Source organism: Corallococcus sp. CA054B (genome assembly GCF_003611625.1).
Lineage (GTDB): Bacteria > Myxococcota > Myxococcia > Myxococcales > Myxococcaceae > Corallococcus > Corallococcus coralloides.
This window is the reverse complement of the sequence record NZ_RAVY01000107.1, coordinates 13,435-33,551: the sequence shown is the minus strand read 5'-3', so window position 1 is coordinate 33,551 and position 20,117 is coordinate 13,435. Positions and strand designations below refer to the sequence as shown.

Genomic DNA, 20,117 nt, shown 5'->3' with positions numbered 1-20,117 from the left:
TCGCAGCGGCTGTCGTCGCGGCAGGTGGGCCGGTTCGTCCCGCTGAAGGTGCTGGGGCAGGGGGGCATGGGGGTGGTGTACGCCGCCTATGACCCGGACCTGGACCGCAAGGTGGCGCTGAAGCTCCTGCGGGTGAAGGGCGGCCACGAGGACCTGGAGCAGGGGCGGGCGCGGCTGTTGCGCGAGGCGCAGGCCATGGCGCGCATCTCCCATCCCAACGTCATCCCCGTCTTCGAGGTGGGGCAGTGGGAGCATCAGGTCTACGTGGCGATGGCGCTGGTGGACGGCGGCACGCTGCGCGACTGGACGAAGGCGAAGCCCCGGACGTGGCAGGAGCTGCTGGACAAGTACCTGGCGGCGGGGCAGGGCCTGGAGGCGGCGCACACGGCGGGGCTGGTGCACCGGGACTTCAAGCCGGCCAACGTGCTGGTGGGCAAGGACGGGCGCGTCTACGTCACGGACTTCGGGCTGGCGCGGCCCATGGGCGAGGCGGAGGACGACGACGAGGACGGCGAGCGCACGCGGCCGGTGGGCGACGACTCGCCGTTGAACTCGCAGCTCACGCAGGCGGGCCTGGTGATGGGCACGCCCGCGTACATGTCCCCGGAGCAGTTCCGGGGCGAGCTGCTGGACTCGCGGTCGGATCAATTCAGCTTCTGCGCGGCGCTGTACCGCGCGCTGTACGGCATCCGCCCGTTCGATCCGGACGAGCTGTCGCGGGTGGCGTCCCAGCTGCGGCCCCAGGTCGGAGCGGATGACGGGCCCGGCGTGACGGGCGCCGCGGCGGTGCAGGTGCTGCCGCCGTCGCCCATCGTGGAGCCGCCGCGCGACTCGAAGGTGCCGGCGTGGGTGCGCCGCGCGCTGATGAAGGGGCTGTCGCTGGAGCCTCGCGACCGGTTCCGCTCCATGGCGGAGCTGTTGACGGTGTTGGGTCAGCGGGAGCGGCGGGCCCTGCTCCAGCGCCGCGCGGGAGCGGCGGTGGCGGCCACGGTGGTGCTGGGCGTGGCGGGTGGGGTGGCGTGGTCGCGCTCGCAGGTGTGCGAGGGCGCGCCAGCCCTGGTGGCGGAGCGCTGGGGGGCGGACGCGCGTGAGAAGGTGAAGCAGTCGTTCCTCGCGACGAAGAGCCCGGTGGCGCAGGACATGGCGCGCCGGGTGGGCGAGGTGCTGGACGGCTACGGCGCGGAGTGGGCGAAGCAGCACACGGCGGCGTGCGAGGACACGCGCGTGCGCGAGGTGCAGACGGAGGAGCTGCTGTCCCAGCGCTTCGTGTGCCTGGAGCGGCGGCGCAAGGACCTGGGCGCGCTGGTGGCCACGCTGCAGACGGCGGACGTGGCGCTGGTGGACAAGTCGCTGGACGCGGCCTACGCGCTGCCCTCGCCGGGGGACTGCGCGGACGTGGAGTCGCTGACGGAGCTTCAGCCGCGGCCCGCGGATCCCGCGAAGCGCGCGGAGCTGGAGGAGCTGGAGGGGACGCTGGCGGACGTGAAGGCCCGCGTGGACCTGAGCCGGATGCCCAAGGCGCTGGAGCTGGCGAAGGCCGCGGAGGCGCGCGTCCTGGCCACGGGCTACCTGCCGCTGATGGCGGAGCTGCGGTTCCACCTGGGCTGGGCGCAGGCGGTGCTGGGCGACAAGGCCGCGGGCGGCGCGGTGCTGGAGCAGGCCGTCTACGACGCGGAGGCTGGCAGGGCGGACCGGCTCGCGGTGGCGGTGATGAACAAGCTGCTCTTCGTGGATGGCGAGCAGGAGCAGTTCGCGCTCGCGCAGCGCTGGGGCCGGTTGGGTGAGGCGACGCTCAAGCGCGTGGGCGGCGACCCGGTGCTGGAGAGCGACCTGAAGGTGAACGCGGCCAACCTCGCGCTGATGCAGGACCACCCGGACGACGCGCTGAAGTTGCTGGAGCAGGCGTCGGGGCTCTTGGCGACAGCGCTGCCGGAGGGGCATCCCAAGCGCGCGCGGGTGACGTTCACGCTGGGACGCACGCTGCTGGAGACGGGCAAGAGCGCGCAGGCCGTGACGGTGCTGAAGGACGCGCTCGCCCAGACGGAGAAGGCGATGGGGCCCGTGCACCTGGACACGGCGCGCAGGCATCAGGCGCTGTCCATGGCGCTGCGCGAGCAGCGGGACTTCACCGGGGCGCTGGAGCACGCGCGGGTGTCGGTGTCGCTGCACCGCACGCTGTTGGGGAACCAGAGCGTGAAGCTGGCGGAGGCGCTGGACGAGGAGGGCATGAGCCTGCTCGCGCTCAAGCGCTACGAGGACGCGCTGCGGGACTACGAGGAAGCGCGGAAGGTGAAGGAGGCGAAGCTGGGGCCAGAGGACGAGCTGGTCTACTACTCGCTGGATGGCGTGGGGCAGGCGCAGCTGGGCCTGGGCCGCACGCGCGACGCGATTGCCACGCTGAAGCAGGCGCTGTCCTTCAAGGACGTGCAGGAGGACTCGCTGGGCGAGTCCGGCTTCGCGCTGGCGCAGGCGCTGTGGACGGAGGGCGAGGAGGCGGAGGCGCGCGACGCGGCGTCACAGGCGCTCGCGCGCTTCAGGTCCGCGGGGCGCACCGCGCAGTCGAAGGAGGTCGAGGCGTGGCTCTCCGCCCGGCCCGCCCCGGTGGTGAAGGCGGTGCCCGTGTCCGCCGGGCGCGGTGGCAAGCGCAGGCGGTAGGCCTTCAGCACTCCGGCAGGCCGACGCTGAGGTTCGCGACCTCCAGGACGTTGACCGCGAGGCCGCCGCGCGCGGTCTCCTTGTACTTGTCCTTCATGTCGCGACCGGTGTCGCGCATCGTCTTGATGACCTTGTCCAGGCTGACGAAGTGCTTCCCGTCGCCGGACAGCGCCATGCGCACGGCGTTGATGGCCTTCACGGACGCCATCGCGTTGCGCTCGATGCAGGGCACCTGCACCAGTCCGCCAATCGGGTCGCAGGTGAGCCCCAGGTTGTGCTCCATGGCGATCTCCGCCGCGTTCTCCACCTGCAGCGGCGTGCCGCCCAGCACCTCCGCGAGCCCTCCCGCCGCCATGGAGCATGCGCTGCCCACCTCGCCCTGGCAGCCCACCTCCGCGCCGCTGATGGACGCGTTCTCCTTGTAGAGCGAGCCAATGGCCCCCGCCGTGAGGAGGAAGCGCACCACGCCGTCCGCGTTCGCCCCCGGCACGAAGCGCCAGTAGTAGTGCAGCACCGCCGGGATGATGCCCGCAGCGCCGTTGGTGGGCGCGGTGACGACGCGCCCGCCCGCCGCGTTCTCCTCGTTCACCGCGAGCGCGTACAGGTTCACCCAGTCCAGCACCGTCAATGGATTGGTGAGCCCCGCCTCCGGCCGGCTGATGAGCCGCTGGTACATCGCCGCCGCGCGCCGCTCCACCTTCAACCCGCCGGGCAGGATGCCGGGCGTGGTGCACCCGCGCGTCACGCACGCCTGCATCACCGTCCAGATGCGCAGGAGCCCCGCGCGGATGTCCTCCTCGCTCCGCGACGCCAGCTCGTTGCGCAGCATCACCGTGCTGATGGGCTGCTTCTCCCGCTCGCAGTGCTGGAGCAGCTCCTCCGCGGACTTGAACGGCAGCGGCACCGACGCGCTCTCCGCGCGCAGCGGATCCGCCCCCGCCGCCGCGTTTTCGTCCACCACGAAGCCGCCGCCCACCGAGTAGTAGATGCGGCAGGCCAGCGTCTCCCCGCCCTCGCCGAACGCGGTGAAGCGCATGCCGTTGGGGTGGTAGGGCAGCACCTTGCGCTTGTGCATCACCAGGTGCTCGCCGTCGCGGAAGGGGAGCACCAGCCGCTGGAGCAGCGACACGCGCCCCTCCGCGCGCCAGTGCGCGACGATGGCCGGCACCTTCTCCACGTCCACGTCCTCGGGCGTGTCGCCGCGCAGGCCCAGCAGCACCGCCTTGTCGCTGCCGTGCCCCTTGCCCGTCGCGCCCAGCGAACCGAACAGCTCCACCTTGAGCCGCGTCACGCGCTCCAGGAGCCCCGCGTCCGACAGCCCCACCACGAACGTGCGGGCCGCGCGCATGGGCCCCACCGTGTGCGAGCTGGAGGGTCCAATTCCAATCTTGAAGAGGTCGAAGACGCTGACAGGCATGGCGATTCCCACCATGCCACGTTCAACACGCGCCGCCTGTGACACCCCGCTCACGACGCGCTGCATGCATCCACTTCAAGTCATGCAGCCGGCAAGACAACACGTCCCGCGTGCGCCCGCTCCTCCGGGCGTAGGGGAAGTTGCCACGCCAAGCATGACGCGTGCGGGCTAACCGGCGGCGGGCTGGGGCCCCGTGGCGGGCTGGGGCGGCGAGGCGGGCGCCTTCGGCCGGAAGGCGAGCAGGCGCAGGCCGTTGAAGACGACGAGCAGCGTGCTGCCCTCGTGGAGCACCACGGCCTGGCTGATGCGCGTGAGGCCCAGCACGGCGGCCACCACGAGCACCGCGCTCACGCCCAGCGCGATGACCAGGTTCTGCTTCATCACGGCCGTGGCGCGCTTGGACAGCTCCAGCGCGAAGGGCAGCTTCGCCAGGTCGTCGCTCATCAGCACCACGTCCGCCGTCTCCAGCGCCGCGTCGCTGCCGGCGCCGCCCATGGCCACGCCCACCGCGGCGGCGGCGAGCGCGGGCGCGTCGTTGACGCCGTCGCCCACCATGGCCACCGGGTGCGTGCGGCCCAGCTCCTTCACCGCCGTCACCTTGTCCACGGGCATCAGCGGCGCCTTCGCCTCGTCCAGGCCCACCTGCTGCGCGATGGAGCGGGCCACGAGCGCGTTGTCGCCGGACAGCATCACCGTGCGCTCGATGCCGCCCGCCTTCAGCGCCTGCACCACCTGCCGGGCGCCGCCGCGCAGCGTGTCCGCCACGCCCAGCACGCCCAGGTAGCGGCCCGCGCGGCGCACCACCATCGTCGTCTGGCCCGCCGCCTCCAGCCGCGCCACCTCGGCGGTGACCTCCGCGGGAATCGCCTCGCCCGCGAAGAGGGCCGTGCTGCCCACCTCCACCGCGTCGTCGCCCACCTTCGCGCGGATGCCCTGGCCGTGGATGGCCTCCAGGTCGCGGCCCGCGGGCACGGCGATGCGCGCCTCGGCGGCGCCGTCCACCACCGCCTTGGCCAGCGGGTGCGCGGACAGCGCCTCCACGCCCGCGGCGGTGCCCAAGAGCTCCTCGCGCGTCACGCCCGGCGCGGCCCACGTGGTGAGCAGCCGGGGGCGGCCCACGGTGAGCGTGCCCGTCTTGTCGAAGGCGATGGCGCGGATGCCGCTCAAGAGCTCCAGGTAGATGCCGCCCTTGATGAGCACGCCGCCGCGCGCGGCCGCCGCCACCGCGGAGAGCACGGCGGACGGCGTGGAGATGGCGAGCGCGCACGGCGACGCGGCCACCAGCAGCCCCACCGCGCGCAGCACCGCTTCCTTCATCGGCGTGCCCGTCAGCACCAGCACCACCGGGAACACCACCGCGGACGCCATCACGAGCGGCGCCACCGTGCGCTCCAGGCGCTGGGCGAAGCGCTGCCGCTTGCCCTTCTGCGCCTCCGCCTGCGCCACCATGTCCACCACGCGCGCCAGCACGGACTCCGACGACAGGCGCGTCACCTCCACCTCCAGCGCCGTCTCGCAGTTGATGGTGCCGGAGAACACCTCGTCACCCGGCTTGCGCGCCACCGGCATGGACTCGCCGGTGATGGCCGCCTGGTCCAGGGAGCTCTTGCCTTCGAGGATGACGCCGTCCAGCGGGACGCGGTCGCCCGGGCGCACGACGATGCGCTCACCGCGCTTCACGTCCGCCACCGGCACCTCCACCACCTCCGAGCCCCGGCGCACGCGCGCCACCTCCGGGCGCAGCTGGCCCAGCGCTTCGATGGAGCGGCGCGCCTTCTCCATGGCCCGGTGCTCCAGCGCGTGGCCCGCGCTGAAGAGGAAGAGCAGGAACGCTCCCTCGAACCAGGCGCCGAGCACCGCCGCGCCCAGCGCCGCCACGACCATCATCGTTTCGATGTCGATGCGCAGCTGCGCGATGGACTGCACCGAGCCGCGAATGGCGAAGAAGCCGCCGCTCGCCATGGACAGCGCCCAGAGCACCGTGGCCACCAGCGGCGGCGCCAGCGCGAAGTGCTCCACCACGAAGCCCGCCGCCAGCAGCACGCCGGAGGCGACCACCAGGGGCAGCTCCAGCAGCGGCGCCAGACCGCCGCCGTGCGCGTGGTGCGAACAGGCGTGGCCCGCCATGGGCACTTCCAGCCCGTACCCGAGCGCCTTCACCCGGGCCTCCACGTCCGGCAGCTTCAATTCCTCCTTGTCGTATTCGATGACCAGACGCTCGCTGGCGTACGCGACGCTGGCGGTGAGCACGCCCTTCATCTTGGAGACCGCGTGCTCGATGACCTGGGCCGCGTCCGCGGAGCCCATCCCGCGCACGAACCAGGTGTGATGCAGGTAGCGCGCGGCCACCTGCGCGCCCGTCTTCTTGGCGAGCGTCAGCAGCTTCGACACGCTCACCAGCGACGGCTGGTAGTGGATGCACACCTCCGCGTGGCCCGCGTCGCGGCGCAGGTGCACGTCGGTGATGCCGTGCTGCGACTCCAGGGCCGCCTCCAGCCGCGCGAAGCGGCCCTGGTCGTCCGTCTCTCCCGGCAGCGTGCCCTCCAGGTCCAACTGGAGCGCCGAGCCGCCTCCCTCCGCCGGACGGTGGGCCGGCGGACGGATGACGCGCTGGGAGTGGGCATGGCCGTGGTGGTCATGCCCGTGGTCGTGGCCATGGGAGCAGGAAGGGCCGTGAGCGTGGGGCTCGCCGTGCGCATGCGCGTGGTCATGACCGTGATGGTCGTGGCCGTGGTGATCATGGCCTTCATGGCCATGGTCATGGTTGCACCCCGGGCCGTGGACGTGGCGCTGCACGACGTTGCCGCCTGCCGGCGCCTCCTTGAGGCCCTTGATGTTCAACGAACCGAACCGCGACCCGCTCTTCTTCTGCTCCGACATGGCTTGGCTCTTCCTGTCGCCCTAGTGGCGGTGTCCGCGGCGTGAGTGCGAGGACGCGGCGGCCGGAGGCGGCGCGGCCTGGGGCTTCTCGTCCTCATCCTCGTCGTGGTGGTCCTCGTCCTCGTGCTCCTCGGGGACGGGCTGGTCGAAGCGCTGGCCGGCGACCTCCAGCGTGAAGCGCTTGCACGTCGGGGGAATGTCGAACTCCAGCACCGCGGGCAGGCGGCCCTCGTAGACCTTCAGGACCTGGCCCTGCTCGTCGTAGACGGTGCCGCCGGCGGCGACGGTCATCGTCTCGTCCACCAGCACGGCCACGAGCTCCGCCATCTCCTCCATGCGGTCCGCGTGGCGGTGGCACCAGAGGTGGCCCACGCCCGGATAGGTCGTATGGGAGATCTCCTCCATCTGCTCCTCGTCCACGTGCTCGCCCACGCCCATGAAGACGAAGTTGATGCGCGGCAGGCGTCCGGAGGCGATCTCCTTGGCCACCTGCGTGGCGTAGGCCGTCACGTCATGGGCGTCGTTGATCTGCGAGTCCGTGATGATGACCGCCAGGCCCCGCTTGGCGCCTTCGCCCACCTGCTGCTTGATGTGCGCCACGAAGTCGCGCAGCACCGGCAGCATCACCGTGGCCTTGCCGTAGGACCTGGGCCCGGGGAAGCGGTAGCCCTTGGCCTGCGGGCCCGTGAGGTCGCCCACCATCTCCAGCTGGGTGCCGTCGCCGCAGGCCCAGTAGGTGACGCGCACCTTGCCGTCCCGGTCCTTGTTGGCCAGGTACTCCAGCATCCACTGCATCTGCGGCTCGACCTGGTTCTTCACCGGGGCGAGCTTCGCCAGGATGCCGCGCGGCCCGTACGCGTTCTCCATGCTCGCGGAGCCGTCCATGTAGAGGGCCACGTCCAGGCCCTCCACGGTGGGGTCGTGCAACAGCGTCGCGACGACCTTGTTGCCCATCCGGTGGACGTCGGAGAAGGGGCGGTTGATGACTTCGTGGCCGGCCATCAGTGGTGGTCCTCGTCCTCGTCGTGGTCTTCGTCGGGGAGCGGCTGGGTGTAGCGCTGGCCGTTCACCTCCAGCGTGAAGCTCTTGGCCTCCTCCGGCACGTCGAACTCCAGCACCGCGGGCAGGCGGCCCTCGTACGTCTTCAGCACCTTGCCCTTGTCGTCGTAGATGGTGCCGCCGGCGGCGACCGTCATGGTCTCGTCCACCAGCACGGCGACCAGCTCCGCCACCTGGGTGATCTCCTTCGCGATGCGGTGGCACCAGAGGTGGCCCACGCCCGGGAACTCCGCGTGGGCGATGTGCTCCAGCTGCTCCTCGTCGATGTCGTCGCCCACGCCCACCAGCACGAAGTTGATGCGCGGCAGGCGCCCGGAGGCGATCTTCTTCGCCACCTCCGCGGAGAACTTCTCCACCGCTTCGGCGTCATGGAGGCGGCCGTCGGTGACGATGATGGCGCAGCCGCGCTTGGCGCCCACCTTCACCTGCTCCTCCAGGTACTTCACGTAGTCGCGCAGCGCGGGCTCCAGGTACGTGTAGCCGCCCAGCTGCTTCGCGCCGGGGAACTTGTACTGCTTCACGTCGGTGCCCTTGAGCTCACCCACGGGCTCCACCTGGCGGCCGTTGGTGCCACAGGCCCAGTAGGCCACGCGCAACAGGCCGTTGCGGTCCTTGGTGGCCAGATACTCCAGCATCCACCGGACCTGCGGCTCCACGTCGTTGGAGGCCTCCTTCATGGGGGCGCCGCGCAGCCACTCCAGGAACGTGCGCTGCTGCGCCTTGTAGGCGTACTCCTCGCGCATGCTGCCGGACGCGTCCATGTAGATGGCCATGTCCAGGCCCTCCACCGTGGGGTCGTGCAGCAGCACCGCGCGCACGTGGTCCCCTTCGCGGTGCAGGTCCGAAAACGGCTCGATCGGCTTCTCGTGTCCCATGGTCTGCCTTTCTGGAGGTTGAAAACGCTATCGCCCGGAGTGCGAGCACCGCAAACGAGGGCGGGGTCAGTCGTCGAAGTCGCTCATCCAGTCCGGCTTCTTGCGGGGCGGGGCGGGCGCCTTCTGCTGCTGCCTGGTTGCCGGACGGGCGGGCGCGGCCGGAGCCGGAACCGGAGCGAAGTCCGCCTGCCATGTGGCCGGGGATGAAGGCTTCGCGGGAGGCGGCCGGGGCGCGGGCTTCGGTTGCAGCTGCGTGAGGCGCGGCTTCGCGCCGCCGGGCTTGCCGTGCGCGCCGATGAAGTCCTGCATCCACTCGCTGGAACGCACGGGAGGCGTGGGCAGGCGCGGCGGGATGGACGCGGGCGGCGTGGGCGCGCGAGGCGCCGTGGGGCGCATCACCGGCGTGCCCGGGGACAGCGTGCCCGCGAGCACGTGGGCGCGCAGCGTGCGCTCCGTCTCCGTGGGCCAGCCCGGCAGCAGGGGCAGCACGCGGCGCGCGAGCTCCAGGAACTCGGGAGGAGGCGCTTCCCGGGGCACGCGCACGGCTTCGTCCTGGAGCCAGCCGGCGAGCTTCCCCACCAGCCCGCCCTTCGTGGGGCGCGGCGTGGCGATGTCGCCCTTCACCTCGTAGCCGCGCAGCTCCAGGTCCGCGATGGCCATCGCGCGGCTCGGCACGGGCAGCTCCAGCGACGCGATGGCCTGGGGACCCTGGTTCGCGCGGGCGTCCTCCTGGAGCTGGGTGAGCACCGTGTGCAGCACGCTCGCGACCTGCGCGCCGTTGGCCGCGTGGTGGGCCTGCAACTCCGCGGGCACCGCGGGATAGGTGAGGACGAGCCCGCGCCCCTGCGCCAGCTGATCCGCGCGGTCGCCCGGCAACAGCGCGTGGTAGGCGCGGGGCACGTCGCGGCTCTCCGCGTCCTTCACGTAGTGGAAGGCGTCCTGCGCGCCGTGCGCGAAGCCCGCGAGCACGTCGCCCCGGGTGACGGTGAGCTGCCCGTTCACGCGCGTGACGGCGTTGCCCGGCCACGGGCCCGTGAGCGTGCCGTAGAGATAGACGGGGTCGTTGAAGCCGTCCGTGTTGGAGGGGTGTTCCACCACCTCCGGGGAGAAGAAGAACAGCTCCGCTGCGGCCAGGCGGCGCGGAGGCTTGCCGGAGGCGACTTCATGGTGCGCGAGCTGCGCCTGCACGGACGCGGGCAACCGCGCGCGCTCGCTGCCGGGGATGAGCTGGAGCTGGCCCACGACGTCGGTGCAGACGAACCACTCGGCTTCGCCCAGGTACGCGGGCTCCAGCCGGAAGGCGTCCAGCGCGTGGACGACCTCCGAGGCATCGCACGGCACGGGTTCGACCGGGCTGGCGGCGTGGGGAACGAAGTAGCGGGGTGGGCTCACGGAGGCCGAGACAGGCTGGCGCAAGCCGCTGGGGCAATCAAGTGGTGGGGCGGCTTCCCCGGGTCCGCGGAACGGCGTGGATTCCATCGTTCGTTCCACGCCCCTCAAGGGGATGGGGCGTGGAGCGAAAGGGGAGGCCCAGGCGTCAGGCGGGCTCGATGAAATTGAGCCGGTAGCCGTCGGGGTCCGTGACGACGACTTCGCGGGTGTACCAGGGCTGCACCGTGGGGCCTTCCACGTGCGCGCCCAGCGCCGCCGCCTTCGCGGCCACGGCGTCCACGCCGTCCGAGCCCGCGCGGAAGCCCACGAGCACGCCCATGCCCTTTCGTCCCTCCAGCTTCAGGCTTGAGGGAGGGCTCACGAGGTACACGTCCGACTCGCCGCCCCACTGAAGGCGGAGGATGGGAGGGTCCGACGCGATGCGTTCGAAGCCGAGGCCTTCATAGAAGCTCACGGATGCCTGCGCATCCGTCACCAGCAGCTTCACGAACGACCGCATTGTCTGGGGTTTGTCCATGGGCGCGGCAGTCTGCCCGGAGCAATGGACGGGCGCCACGCACGTGAGGGCCTTCGTCCTCCCCGCGCTGTTCGTGACCAGGCGCGTCTCCCGGGCGATTCGGAAGAAGCCTCTCCTGGGGACAGTGGAGTCCTCGCCAGAGGACACCGCCGACCCTGGCGAAGGCCGAGACTTCTGAGGGGCGCCTGCCCGGCTGCCTGCCTTCCATCCGGGAACTGACCGCACGGTGGGTGGACCGGATACGGCCCGTGGAGGACCCTCGCCTGCCTGGAGGGTGCTCCCTACCTTGGGGGCATGAGGCCTTCACGCAAGGGGCTCCCCGTCTACGTGCCGCCCCGGACGGTGTGGTCGGTCGGTGCCCAGGTGGTGCTGCTCGTGTTGCTGGGGACGGCGATGCGGAGCCTGGGGCCCGTGCTCACGCTGCTGGCGGCGGCGCTGCTGCTGGGGCTGGCGGCGGAGCCCGTCGTCCGCCGGCTGCAGTCGTGGGGCCTGCGCCGGGGGCTGGGCGTGGCGCTCATCGCGCTGACGCTCCTGGGCGTCATTGGCATGCTCATCCTCACGCTGGTGCCGCTGCTCGTGGATCAGCTCCAACATCTGGTGGAAGCGGCGCCGGGCTTCCTCACGGAGCTGACGCAGACCCCCTGGGTGCGCAAGCTGGACGAGCACTTCGGCGTGCTGTCGCGTCCACAGGACGCGTTCAATGTGGAGCCCGGCATCCTGGCCAGGCCGCTCATCACCGTGCTGTCGTCCACGGTGGAGTTGCTGGGCGCGGGCATCACGGTGTTGGCGCTGGCCGTGTTCGGCCTGCTCTTCGGGCACGACCTCTACGCGAGCATCCTGGGCTGGGTGCGCCCGCGCAGCCGTCCCCGCGTGCGCCGCGTGCTGGGCCGGATGCGCGAGGCGGTGGGCAACTACCTCGTCGGCACGCTGCTCATCGTCAGCGTGGGCGGCGCCTTCACGGCGGGCATGTCCCTGGCGCTGGGTGTGCCGTTCTTCCTGCCCCTCGGGCTGGTGGCGATGGTGTTGGGGCTCATCCCGTACATCGGAAGCGTCGTCACCGCGCTGCTGGTGAGCGTCACCACGCTGGCGTCGGTGGGCTCCAAGCGGGCGCTCCTCGCGCTGGCGCTGTTCATGATCTACCAGCAGTTCGAGGCCCACCTGCTCAGCCCCCTGGTGCAGCGGCGCGCCATCAAGATGAATCCGCTGCTCATCTCACTGGTGGCGCTGGTGGGAGGCTCCGTCGCGGGGCTCTTGGGCGTCATCCTCGCGGTGCCGGCGGCGGCGGCGGGGCAGGTGTTGCTCACGGAGGTGCAGCGCGAGCGTCGCAAGGCGTGGAAGCGCGAGCAGCGCCAGGCGGCGGCCCTGCCTTCCGGACTGGGGAACGCGGACGAGGCACTGTTGGCGGGTCCACTCGCGCCGCCGCGAAGTGAAGCGCGGCGTGCACCCCCGGCCGACTCCGGGCATCCTGGGACGCCGCACTGAATCCGTTCCCTTCCCTGAGCCCGCGATGACTTCCGACGAGAGTGTTTCGGCTTCCCTCAAGCGCGCGGCGGCGGAGCGCGCGGTGGACTTCATCCAGCCGGGCATGGTGGTGGGGCTGGGGACGGGCAGTACGGCCGCGTACGCGGTGCGGCGGCTGGGCGCGCTGCTCGCCGCCGGGACGCTGAAGGACGTGGTGGGCATCCCCACGTCGCACGCGACGGAAGCTCTTGCCGCGTCGCTGGGTGTGCCGCTCACCACGCTGGATGTGCATCCAGTGGTGGACCTCACCATCGACGGCGCGGACGAGGTGGCGCCGGACCTGTCGCTCATCAAGGGCGGAGGTGGAGCGCTCCTGCGCGAGAAGGTGGTGGCGCAGGCCAGCCGCCGCGAGATCATCGTGGTGGACGCGGCCAAGCTGTCGCCCCGGCTGGGCACGAAGTGGCCGGTGCCAGTGGAGGTGCTGCCGTTTGGCTGGCGCTCGCAGGCTCTGTTCCTGGAGTCGCTGGGAGCGCGTGTGGTGGTGCGGCTCGCGCTCGACGGGGCGCCGTACCACACGGATCAGGGCAACGTGGTGCTGGACTGTGACTTCGGTCCCATCGGCGAACCGGCGGTACTGGCCGCGAAGCTGGAGTCCCGCGCAGGGGTGATGGCGCACGGCCTGTTCCTGAACCTGACCACCGACCTGCTGGTGGCCGGGTCGGAAGGAATCACCCACCGCGTCCGGGGCGTGTGAGGCGCAGGGCGTCCTCCGCGGTGTCCACGTCCTCCTCGCCGCCGGGCAGCGGCACCTCCACGACGCGCGAAGGGTCCCGGGCGATGAGCCCGCGTGCGCCGCCCGTGGGAGGAAGGGCCTCCAACTCGGGGAAGAGGGCGCGGGAGAAGAGGGCGGGGACGCCTCGGGTGCCTGCGTAGGCGGACGCGACGATGGGCGCGCGCGTGCGTTCGAAGGTGTCGATGAGCGAGCGCAGGTGGGCCGCGTCCACGCGGAGCTGGTCGCACAGCATCAGGATTGCGCCGTCCACGTCCGGGGGAAGCGCCTTGAGGCCCGCGTGCAGAGAGGAGCCCTGACCCAGCACCCAGTCCGGATTGTCCACGCACCGCACGGCGAGCCCGTCCAGCTCCGCGGCGACGTCGTCACGCCGCGCACCGAGCACCACGGTCACCACCGGGCTCGCGGCCAGGGCCCGCTCCGCCGCGCTCCGCACCAGAGACAGGCCTTCGTGGCGCAGGAGCTGCTTGGGCTGTCCCAGCCGCGACGAACCACCCGCGGCGAGCAGCACGATGGCCACGGTCATGCGCGCCTCCGCGCATGCGTCGCGTGCGTCTTGCTGATGAGGTCCCTCACGCCGACTTGCGCTCCGGCGCGGTGGCATCCGCGTGGATGGGCGCCTGCCGCTCGCGCAGCCGTCCTCCGTCGCGTCCGGCCAGCACCGCCTGCACCTCCGCGATGATGGACAGGGCAATCTCGTCCGCGCCCTCCGCGCCCAGGTCCAACCCCATGGGGGCGTGCAGCTTCTCCAACTGCGCGGCGGTGGGCGGGCACGCCAGCTCCCGCAGGATGCGCTCCGTCCTCGCGCGAGGCCCGAGCACTCCCAGGTAGCGCACCGGCAGCAGCACCAGCCGCTCCAGCAGCTCCCGGTCCTGCGGCAGGCTGTGCGTCATCACCAGCACCACGCTGCGCGCGGACAGCGGCACCTTCTCCAGCACCTCGCTCGCCCGCGACGCGACGTGCGCCTGGGCCCCCGGGAACCTGCGGCGCAGCATCTCCACGGGCCGGTCCGCCACCACCGTGAGGTGCCACCCCAGCCCCTGCGCGCGCGACACCACGGGCGCGACGTCGAAGCCGCTGCCGAACACCACCACCTGCGGCGCCGGGTCCACCACCTCCACCAGCACCTCCGCGTCCCCGCACGCGCCGCTCCAGGGCACGCCGCGCACCAACGCCTCCGTCGCCGCCGTGCGCACCGGCTCGAGCAGCGCGCCCGTGAGGTTTCCCTGCGACACGCCGTCCTCGCGCAGCATCAGCCGCGAACCCACCGCGCCCTCGGGGCCCCGGTACACGGTGGCCACCACCGCGCGCAGCGACTGCTTGCGCGCCTGGGCCGCGAAGCCGAGCGCATCACCCGGACCGGGCTCCCAGCGCTCCAGCAGGATGTCCACCACGCCGTTGCACCCGAGCGCGAATGACAGGCCGCCCTCGTCCTCCGCGGCGTCGCCGGTGGTGTCGTAGCGCAGCACGCGCGGCCCCTCCGACGTCCAGAAGAAGGCCTTGCGCACGAGGTCCCCCTCCAGACACCCGCCGCTCACCCCGCCCGCGAGCCAGCCATCCTCGCCCATCAGCATGCGGGCGCCCGGGCGCCGGTACGACGAACCGGACACCGCCACCACCGTCGCCAACACCACCGGACCGGAGGCACGTCCGCATGCCCGCAGCAGGTCATCGAGTTCCTTCATCGCCCACCCATCTAACCATCCGCGCCCCATGCCCGGGCCGATTCCACCGCGGACGGATGTGCACCGTCCGACGTCCAATTCATGCCCGGCGCACGCAGGGCAACCTTCCAGCCGGGCGCCCGCCCCCTGGATGACGCTGGCAGACGAAGCCTGCCGCCACGAACTTGAGCGGAGGACTTCTAGATGGAGGCTCGGTGGAATCCACAGCGCGACGGCATGACGCCCGACATCGCTTCCCCTTTGCTCATGGCACCTCGCGGGCCTGGCGCCCCAGCAAGGGGAGGGCGGCATGAAGATGCCCGAAGTGCTGGAACACCTGCCCGCCGTCGGACACCTGCTCGGGCGCAAGCCGAGCGGGCAGGAGGACGTTTTGCCGAAGCGTGACCCCACCCTGACCCTGCCGGACTTCCAGGCCGTGCCGCTGCCCTCGAGCGAGCGCCGGCTGGGAGACGGCCGCACCTTCATCGTGCACCACCCCTCGCCACGCGCGCCCCGGGGACCGGGCCTCACGGTGATGAGCTACAACATCCTCATGGGCGGCGAGCGCCAGGAGGCGCTGCTGGAGTACTTCACCCAGCTGGAGGCCCAGGACCGCATGCCGGACGTCATCGGCCTGCAGGAGGCGGGCGTGCCCATGTCGGTGCTGCTCGCGTCCCGCTTCGGCTTCCACCTGGCGTACCAGGGCAGCGACGGCGGCGACGGCACCCGGCTGGTGAACGGCAAGGCGTGGCTCAGCCGCCACCCCATCGTGGACGCCGCCCACTTCACCTACGTCCTCACCGACGCCGAGCGCAATGACGCCATCGCGCGCCAGGGCTACGCGGGAGAGCTGGTGGAGGACCGGGGCGTGCTGTGGCTGAAGCTCCAGGTGGAGGGCCGCCCGCTCTACCTCTACAACCTGCACCACGCGCTGGGGGACTCGGCCATCAACGCCCTCAACCTGCGCCAGCTCAACGCGCTCCTGCGCCGCCGCGAAGGCGTCCCCGCCGTCGTGCTGGGCGACTTCAACGCCAACACCGCCATCAAGCGGGGTGGCTCCTGGCTGGTGGCGCACCTGCTGCATCCGAAGCAGGACAACGACACGGACACCATCGAGGAGTTCCGTCAGCGCTACGGCGACGACATGCACAACGTCACGGTGGGCGACCGCGGCGTGGGCAACATCGCGGACCCGCGCCTGCGCCACGAGCTGCACACGCTGGAGCAGGAGCTGCCGGAGACGGTGTGCCACGCCACGACGGTGCGCGTGCGGCTGGCGGACCACTCGCTGACGACGCCCCACCATGCCCGTCAGGAGCTGAGCTCCGGCCAGATTCCCAAGCACAGCCCCGCGTGGTGGCGCCTGCAGGACATCGCGGACTGCGCCACGCTCACCTCGCACCCGGACAGCCACGGCGTGGTGCACGCCACGGGCAAGCGCTTCGACAACTTCTACGCGACGCGCTCGCTGATTCCGGTCCTCTTCGAGGTGGATCGCTCCACCGAGTCCTCGGACCACCAGCCGGTGGTGGCCCACTACCGCTTCGGCGACGGACAGGTGAAGTTCCCGTCGCACCACTGACGGCCGGCCCCCGCTACGCGGCGAGGGCCGCGGAGCGGTGGCGCGCGAAGAGGTCCTTCACGTAGCGGCGCAGCAGGGCCGCGTCGATGTCCGGGCACTGGATGTCCGTGCCCGCCAGCGCGGCGCGGGTGTGGTCCGTGCGCACGCGCGGCGTGCGGTGGTGCAGCTCCAGCACCGTGCGGGTGCCGTGGTAGACCTTCTCCCGCAGGAACGCGACCAGCGGGAAGAGGGCGTTGTCCGGCCCCACCCGTCCCAGCTCGCGCAGCCACACCGCCGGCGCCACGCGGCGCACCGGGTGCCCGTGCGCGCCCAGCATGTCGAAGAGGGCGTTGTGGCTGGGCTCCTGCTCGCGCTCCGGCGCCAGGTTGTACGTGCCGCCCGGGGCCTGGGTGAGCACCAGGTGCGCGGTGGCGCTGGCCACGTAGTCCACCGGCACCGGCAGCCAGTACTTGTCCGGCAGGTCCGGCGACATGCCCAGCTGCGCGTTGCCCACCAGCAGCCGGCACAGCATGTCGTCCGCGTTGCCAATGCCCGTGCGGCTGTGGCCCTGGATGAAGCCCGGCCGGTAGATGCTGACGGGCAGGCCGCTGTCGCGCGCGTCCACGGCGAGCCGCTCCGCGACCCACTTGGCCCGCGTGTAGCCGTTCTCGTAGGACATCAGGTCCAGCGAGCGCTCCAGCGCGAAGTCCTCGTCCACTTCTTCCAGGCCCAGCAGCGTGCCCACCGCGCCGTGAACGCTGAGCGAGGACACGTGGTGCAGGGGCTTCACGCGGCCGTGCGCGCAGAAGGCCAGCACCTGCTGCGTGCCGGCGACGTTGGGCCGCCCCGCGTCCGCATACGGCAGGATGTAGCTGATGCTCGCGGCCGAGTGCACCACCGCGTCGCACTGGAGCGCCAGGGCGTCATGCACGGACGCCTCCAGCCCCAGCCGCGTCCGGGTGATGTCGCCCGCCACCGCCTGGATGCGCCCGTCTCGCCAGGGCAGGTGCACGCCGTACTTGCGAGCGGTGGCGCGAAGCCGCGCGCCGGCTTCCGCGTCGTCGCGCGCCCGCACCAGGCAGTGGATGCGCTCCACGCGGGGCGCCAGCGCGGCCAGCAGGTGGATGCCCAGGAACCCCGTCGCTCCCGTGAGCAGGAGCGTGCGCGGCGGCTGCGTGACGAGCACGGGAGCCGTGAGCCGGGGCAGGGCCGCGGACCGCGCGTCGGTCAGCAGCGTGGCGCGCACGCCTTGAGGGCCCGCTTCGGCCAGGGCCGCGCCGGCCTCGCAGAAGGGCAGGAGCAACTGGGGCGTGGGGTGCGAGTACACGCGGCGCGACGGCAGCGACACGCCGAAGTCCTCCTCCACCTGGGCCAGCACGTGCGCCACGCCCAGCGAGTCACCGCCCGCCTGGAAGAAGTGCGTGTTCGCCGTGACGGTGCCCGGGGCCGCGCGCAGGCCCCGCTCGAAGGCGCGGCACAGCCGGTCGATGGGAGTGGAGGGCGCGGAAGTCGCGGCGCGGGAGTCGGACGCAGTGGCGCCCACCCAGTCCGCCGGAGGCGGCAGCGCTGCCCGGTCCACCTTTCCCAGGTGGGGCATGAGCGGCAGTCGCGGCAGCGCCACGAAGCGGTGCGGCACCATGTAGTCCGGCAGCACGACGCCCAGGTGCGCGCGCAGCGCGTCCAGCGACACCGTGTGGCCCTCCTGCACGCTGTGGTACGCCACCAGCAGGCCCGTCGTCTGGCCCTGCGCGTCCGTGTGCTCGAAGACCGTCACCGCCGCCTGCGCGACGCCCGGGTACGCGTACAGCGCCTGCTCGATGGCCTCCAGCTCGATGCGGAAGCCGCGCAGCTTCACCTGCTGGTCCATCCGGCCCAGGAAGACGAGCGCCCCGTCCTCGCGGCGCACGGCCTCGTCCCCGGTGCGGTACCACCGGGCGCCCCGGGCGTCCGTGGGGAAGCGCTCCCGCGTGCGCTCGGGCTGGTTGCGGTAGCCCTCCGCCACGCCCTCGCCGCCAATCCACACCTCGCCCGTCGCGCCCACCCCGACGTCCTGGCCATCCGCTCCCACCACGCGCAGCTGCACGCCCGGCAGCGCCTGTCCGATGGGCACGGGCGACTCGCCGCCCTTCACCCGGTACGCGGTCGCGCAGACCGTCCCCTCCGTGGGGCCGTAGGCGTTGAAGACGCGGCGGCCGGACGCATGCCACCGCTCCGCGAGCGGCGCCGGGCAGCGCTCGCCCGCCATCACCACGCACGCCACATCCGGCAGCGTGTCCACGTGCGGCCCCAGCTGCCCCAGCACGGACGGCGGCAGGCACAGGTGGGTCACGCGCTGCTGGCGCAGGTACTCCGCCATGCGCCGGCCGGGCAGCAGGTCCTCGCGCGTGCCCTGCACCACGGTGCCACCCGCGAACAGCGTGGGGAACACCTCCCACACGGACGCGTCGAAGTTGATGCTGGCGAACTGGAGGTGCCGCGTGTCCGGCCCCAGGCCCAGCAGCGGCCCCACGCCGTGCACCAGGTTCACGAGCCCCCGGAACGTGCACACCACGCCCTTGGGCTCACCCGTGCTGCCGGAGGTGTAGATGAGGTAGGCGGGCCGGTCCGGCGGCGCGTCGATGACGTCCGAGACGTCGATGTCCTCCGCGCCATCCACCGCCGTCGCATCCGCCTCCAGGAAGGGCAGGGGAGTCCCCAGCCACGTCTCCAGGAGCCCCACGGAGACGCGGTGCATGCGCTGCGTGACGACGCCGCGCAGGCCCGCGTCGCGCAGGATGCGCAGGAGCCGCTCGTCGGGGAGGAAGGGATCCAACGGCACGTAGGCCGCGCCCGCCATCCAGATGCCCAGGATGGCCGGGATGACCTCCGGCCCGGGCACCACCATCAACCCCACGCGGTCTCCCGGCCGCACGTTCCACTCGGCCCTCAGCCGCCGCGCCACCCGGGATGCCCGGCGCAACAGCTCCGGCTGCTTCAGCACCGTGGAGCCGAAGACGATCTCCGCGGTCGGAGGCAGACGCAGCGTGGACGGAAGGGCCATGGTGCATTCCTTGGATGTGGTGACTCGCGCACGGGGGGGCGCGTTTGAAAAGTCTAAAGACTGGCAGCGCTCGCGCAATACGTAGGAACCACGCGGTGATACACGCCGAGTCTTGATGGCGACACACTCGCTCGGGTCATCCGTGCCCCCGTCTCCGTCGGAGGACCCCGCACACTGTGTATGTCATTCCTGTATGGATATATCTTTGGAATGCCGCGGGTGCGTGCCGCCACGTCAGGGTGACGATGTCTGTCTTTTTCCCGTGGGGGTGTGCCGCCGCCGCGCGCGAGTCCCCGGCCGGTGGGTGCAACCTGATTCGTCGGGGTGGGGCCGTACCCCCTGGCGCGCTGGATGATTCAAGGAGGCTGGGCTGTAGTGGAGGACCGGATGCCTTCGCTACGACACGCCTTCCTGCTCAACGCCGTCCGCGAGCTTGGCCGCTCGGTGCCGGACATCGCCCGCTCACGGGCCTCCTGGGACGCGTGCCTGGAGCGGATCCGCGAGGTGTGCATCACGACGCTGGGCATGGAGTACGACACGCTCGCCCGCTTCGACGCGCGCTCCGTCGTCGGGCTCTTCGCCCACCCGGAGCAGGCGCGCATCCTCGCCCGGCTGGTGGATGAGCGGGCCCGCCTGTGCGAAGCCCACGGCCTGTACGCGGACGCGCTGGCGGACAGCGTCTTCGCGGGCCAGCTCCTCATGTGCTCACGCGCCCGCTTCGGGCTGCCCCGGGACGCCCGCGCCGCGGACGTCCTGGAGCGCGAGGCGGGGACTCCCACGCCCCTGCCTCTGCCCGAGGAGTGACG

The 20,117-nt window shown here is 72.0% G+C and carries 14 protein-coding genes; 5 read left to right on the top strand and 9 right to left on the bottom strand.

All coding sequences use genetic code 11. From position 1 onward, the window contains the following. Positions 1–2,655 (top strand): protein kinase (locus D7V80_RS24180; RefSeq protein ID WP_370452529.1); only part of this gene is annotated, 2,655 nt, incomplete at its 5' end. Positions 2,656–2,659: 4 nt separating this feature from the next. Here D7V80_RS24180 and D7V80_RS24175 read toward each other — a convergent pair. The 6 genes from D7V80_RS24175 to D7V80_RS24150 all read right to left on the bottom strand — a co-directional run bounded on the left by D7V80_RS24175 (position 2,660) and on the right by D7V80_RS24150 (position 10,777). Further along, positions 2,660–4,072: an L-serine ammonia-lyase gene (locus tag D7V80_RS24175; protein ID WP_120590407.1), complete on the bottom strand. Its 1,413-nt coding sequence runs from the start codon at positions 4,070–4,072 to the stop codon at positions 2,660–2,662. A gap of 168 nt (positions 4,073–4,240) precedes the next feature. Continuing rightward, a complete protein-coding gene (locus D7V80_RS24170) occupies positions 4,241–6,952 on the bottom strand; it encodes a cation-translocating P-type ATPase (protein WP_120590403.1) in 2,712 nt (903 codons plus the stop codon). A 21-nt stretch (positions 6,953–6,973) separates the two neighbouring features. Then, positions 6,974–7,954 carry a VWA domain-containing protein gene (locus D7V80_RS24165; protein WP_120590402.1) on the bottom strand — a complete coding sequence of 327 codons (981 nt, stop codon included), beginning with the start codon at positions 7,952–7,954 and terminating at the stop codon, positions 6,974–6,976. Beyond that, positions 7,954–8,886 (bottom strand): vWA domain-containing protein, encoded by a 933-nt coding sequence (locus tag D7V80_RS24160; protein ID WP_120590401.1) that lies wholly within the window; start codon positions 8,884–8,886, stop codon positions 7,954–7,956. The genes D7V80_RS24165 and D7V80_RS24160 overlap by 1 nt, the downstream gene beginning before the upstream one ends. A gap of 66 nt (positions 8,887–8,952) precedes the next feature. Beyond that, on the bottom strand, positions 8,953–10,302 hold the full coding sequence (locus D7V80_RS24155; protein WP_233585674.1) for a hypothetical protein: 1,350 nt from the start codon (positions 10,300–10,302) through the stop codon (positions 8,953–8,955). 121 nt (positions 10,303–10,423) lie between these two features. Beyond that, a complete protein-coding gene (locus D7V80_RS24150; RefSeq protein WP_233585672.1) occupies positions 10,424–10,777 on the bottom strand; it encodes a VOC family protein in 354 nt (117 codons plus the stop codon). A gap of 312 nt (positions 10,778–11,089) precedes the next feature. Between D7V80_RS24150 and D7V80_RS24140 the strand changes: the two genes are divergently transcribed. Beyond that, the gene (locus D7V80_RS24140; protein WP_120590397.1) at positions 11,090–12,277 is read left to right on the top strand and encodes an AI-2E family transporter; all 1,188 of its coding nucleotides are present in this window, start codon (positions 11,090–11,092) and stop codon (positions 12,275–12,277) included. Positions 12,278–12,302: 25 nt separating this feature from the next. Next, the gene (rpiA, locus tag D7V80_RS24135) at positions 12,303–13,010 is read left to right on the top strand and encodes a ribose-5-phosphate isomerase RpiA (RefSeq protein ID WP_120590396.1); all 708 of its coding nucleotides are present in this window, start codon (positions 12,303–12,305) and stop codon (positions 13,008–13,010) included. Here the strand turns inward: rpiA and D7V80_RS24130 are convergent. Continuing rightward, on the bottom strand, positions 12,985–13,572 hold the full coding sequence (locus D7V80_RS24130; RefSeq protein ID WP_120590395.1) for an NTP transferase domain-containing protein: 588 nt from the start codon (positions 13,570–13,572) through the stop codon (positions 12,985–12,987). The two genes, rpiA and D7V80_RS24130, sit on opposite strands and share 26 nt — an antisense overlap. A gap of 46 nt (positions 13,573–13,618) precedes the next feature. Continuing rightward, entirely contained in the window at positions 13,619–14,731 is a 1,113-nt protein-coding gene (locus D7V80_RS24125) for an XdhC family protein (RefSeq protein ID WP_120590394.1), read from the bottom strand. A 289-nt stretch (positions 14,732–15,020) separates the two neighbouring features. Here D7V80_RS24125 and D7V80_RS24120 point away from each other — a divergent pair, with 289 nt between their 5' ends. Continuing rightward, positions 15,021–16,292 (top strand): endonuclease/exonuclease/phosphatase family protein, encoded by a 1,272-nt coding sequence (locus D7V80_RS24120; RefSeq protein ID WP_120590393.1) that lies wholly within the window; start codon positions 15,021–15,023, stop codon positions 16,290–16,292. Positions 16,293–16,305: 13 nt separating this feature from the next. Here D7V80_RS24120 and D7V80_RS24115 read toward each other — a convergent pair whose 3' ends face one another. After that, positions 16,306–19,311, bottom strand: a complete 3,006-nt coding sequence (locus tag D7V80_RS24115; RefSeq protein ID WP_120590392.1) for an amino acid adenylation domain-containing protein — start codon at positions 19,309–19,311, stop codon at positions 16,306–16,308. Positions 19,312–19,698: 387 nt separating this feature from the next. On the opposite strand from D7V80_RS24115, the gene D7V80_RS24110 reads away from it, so the two are divergent. Continuing rightward, on the top strand, positions 19,699–20,115 hold the full coding sequence (locus tag D7V80_RS24110) for a hypothetical protein (RefSeq protein ID WP_120561664.1): 417 nt from the start codon (positions 19,699–19,701) through the stop codon (positions 20,113–20,115). Positions 20,116–20,117: the final 2 nt, after the last annotated feature.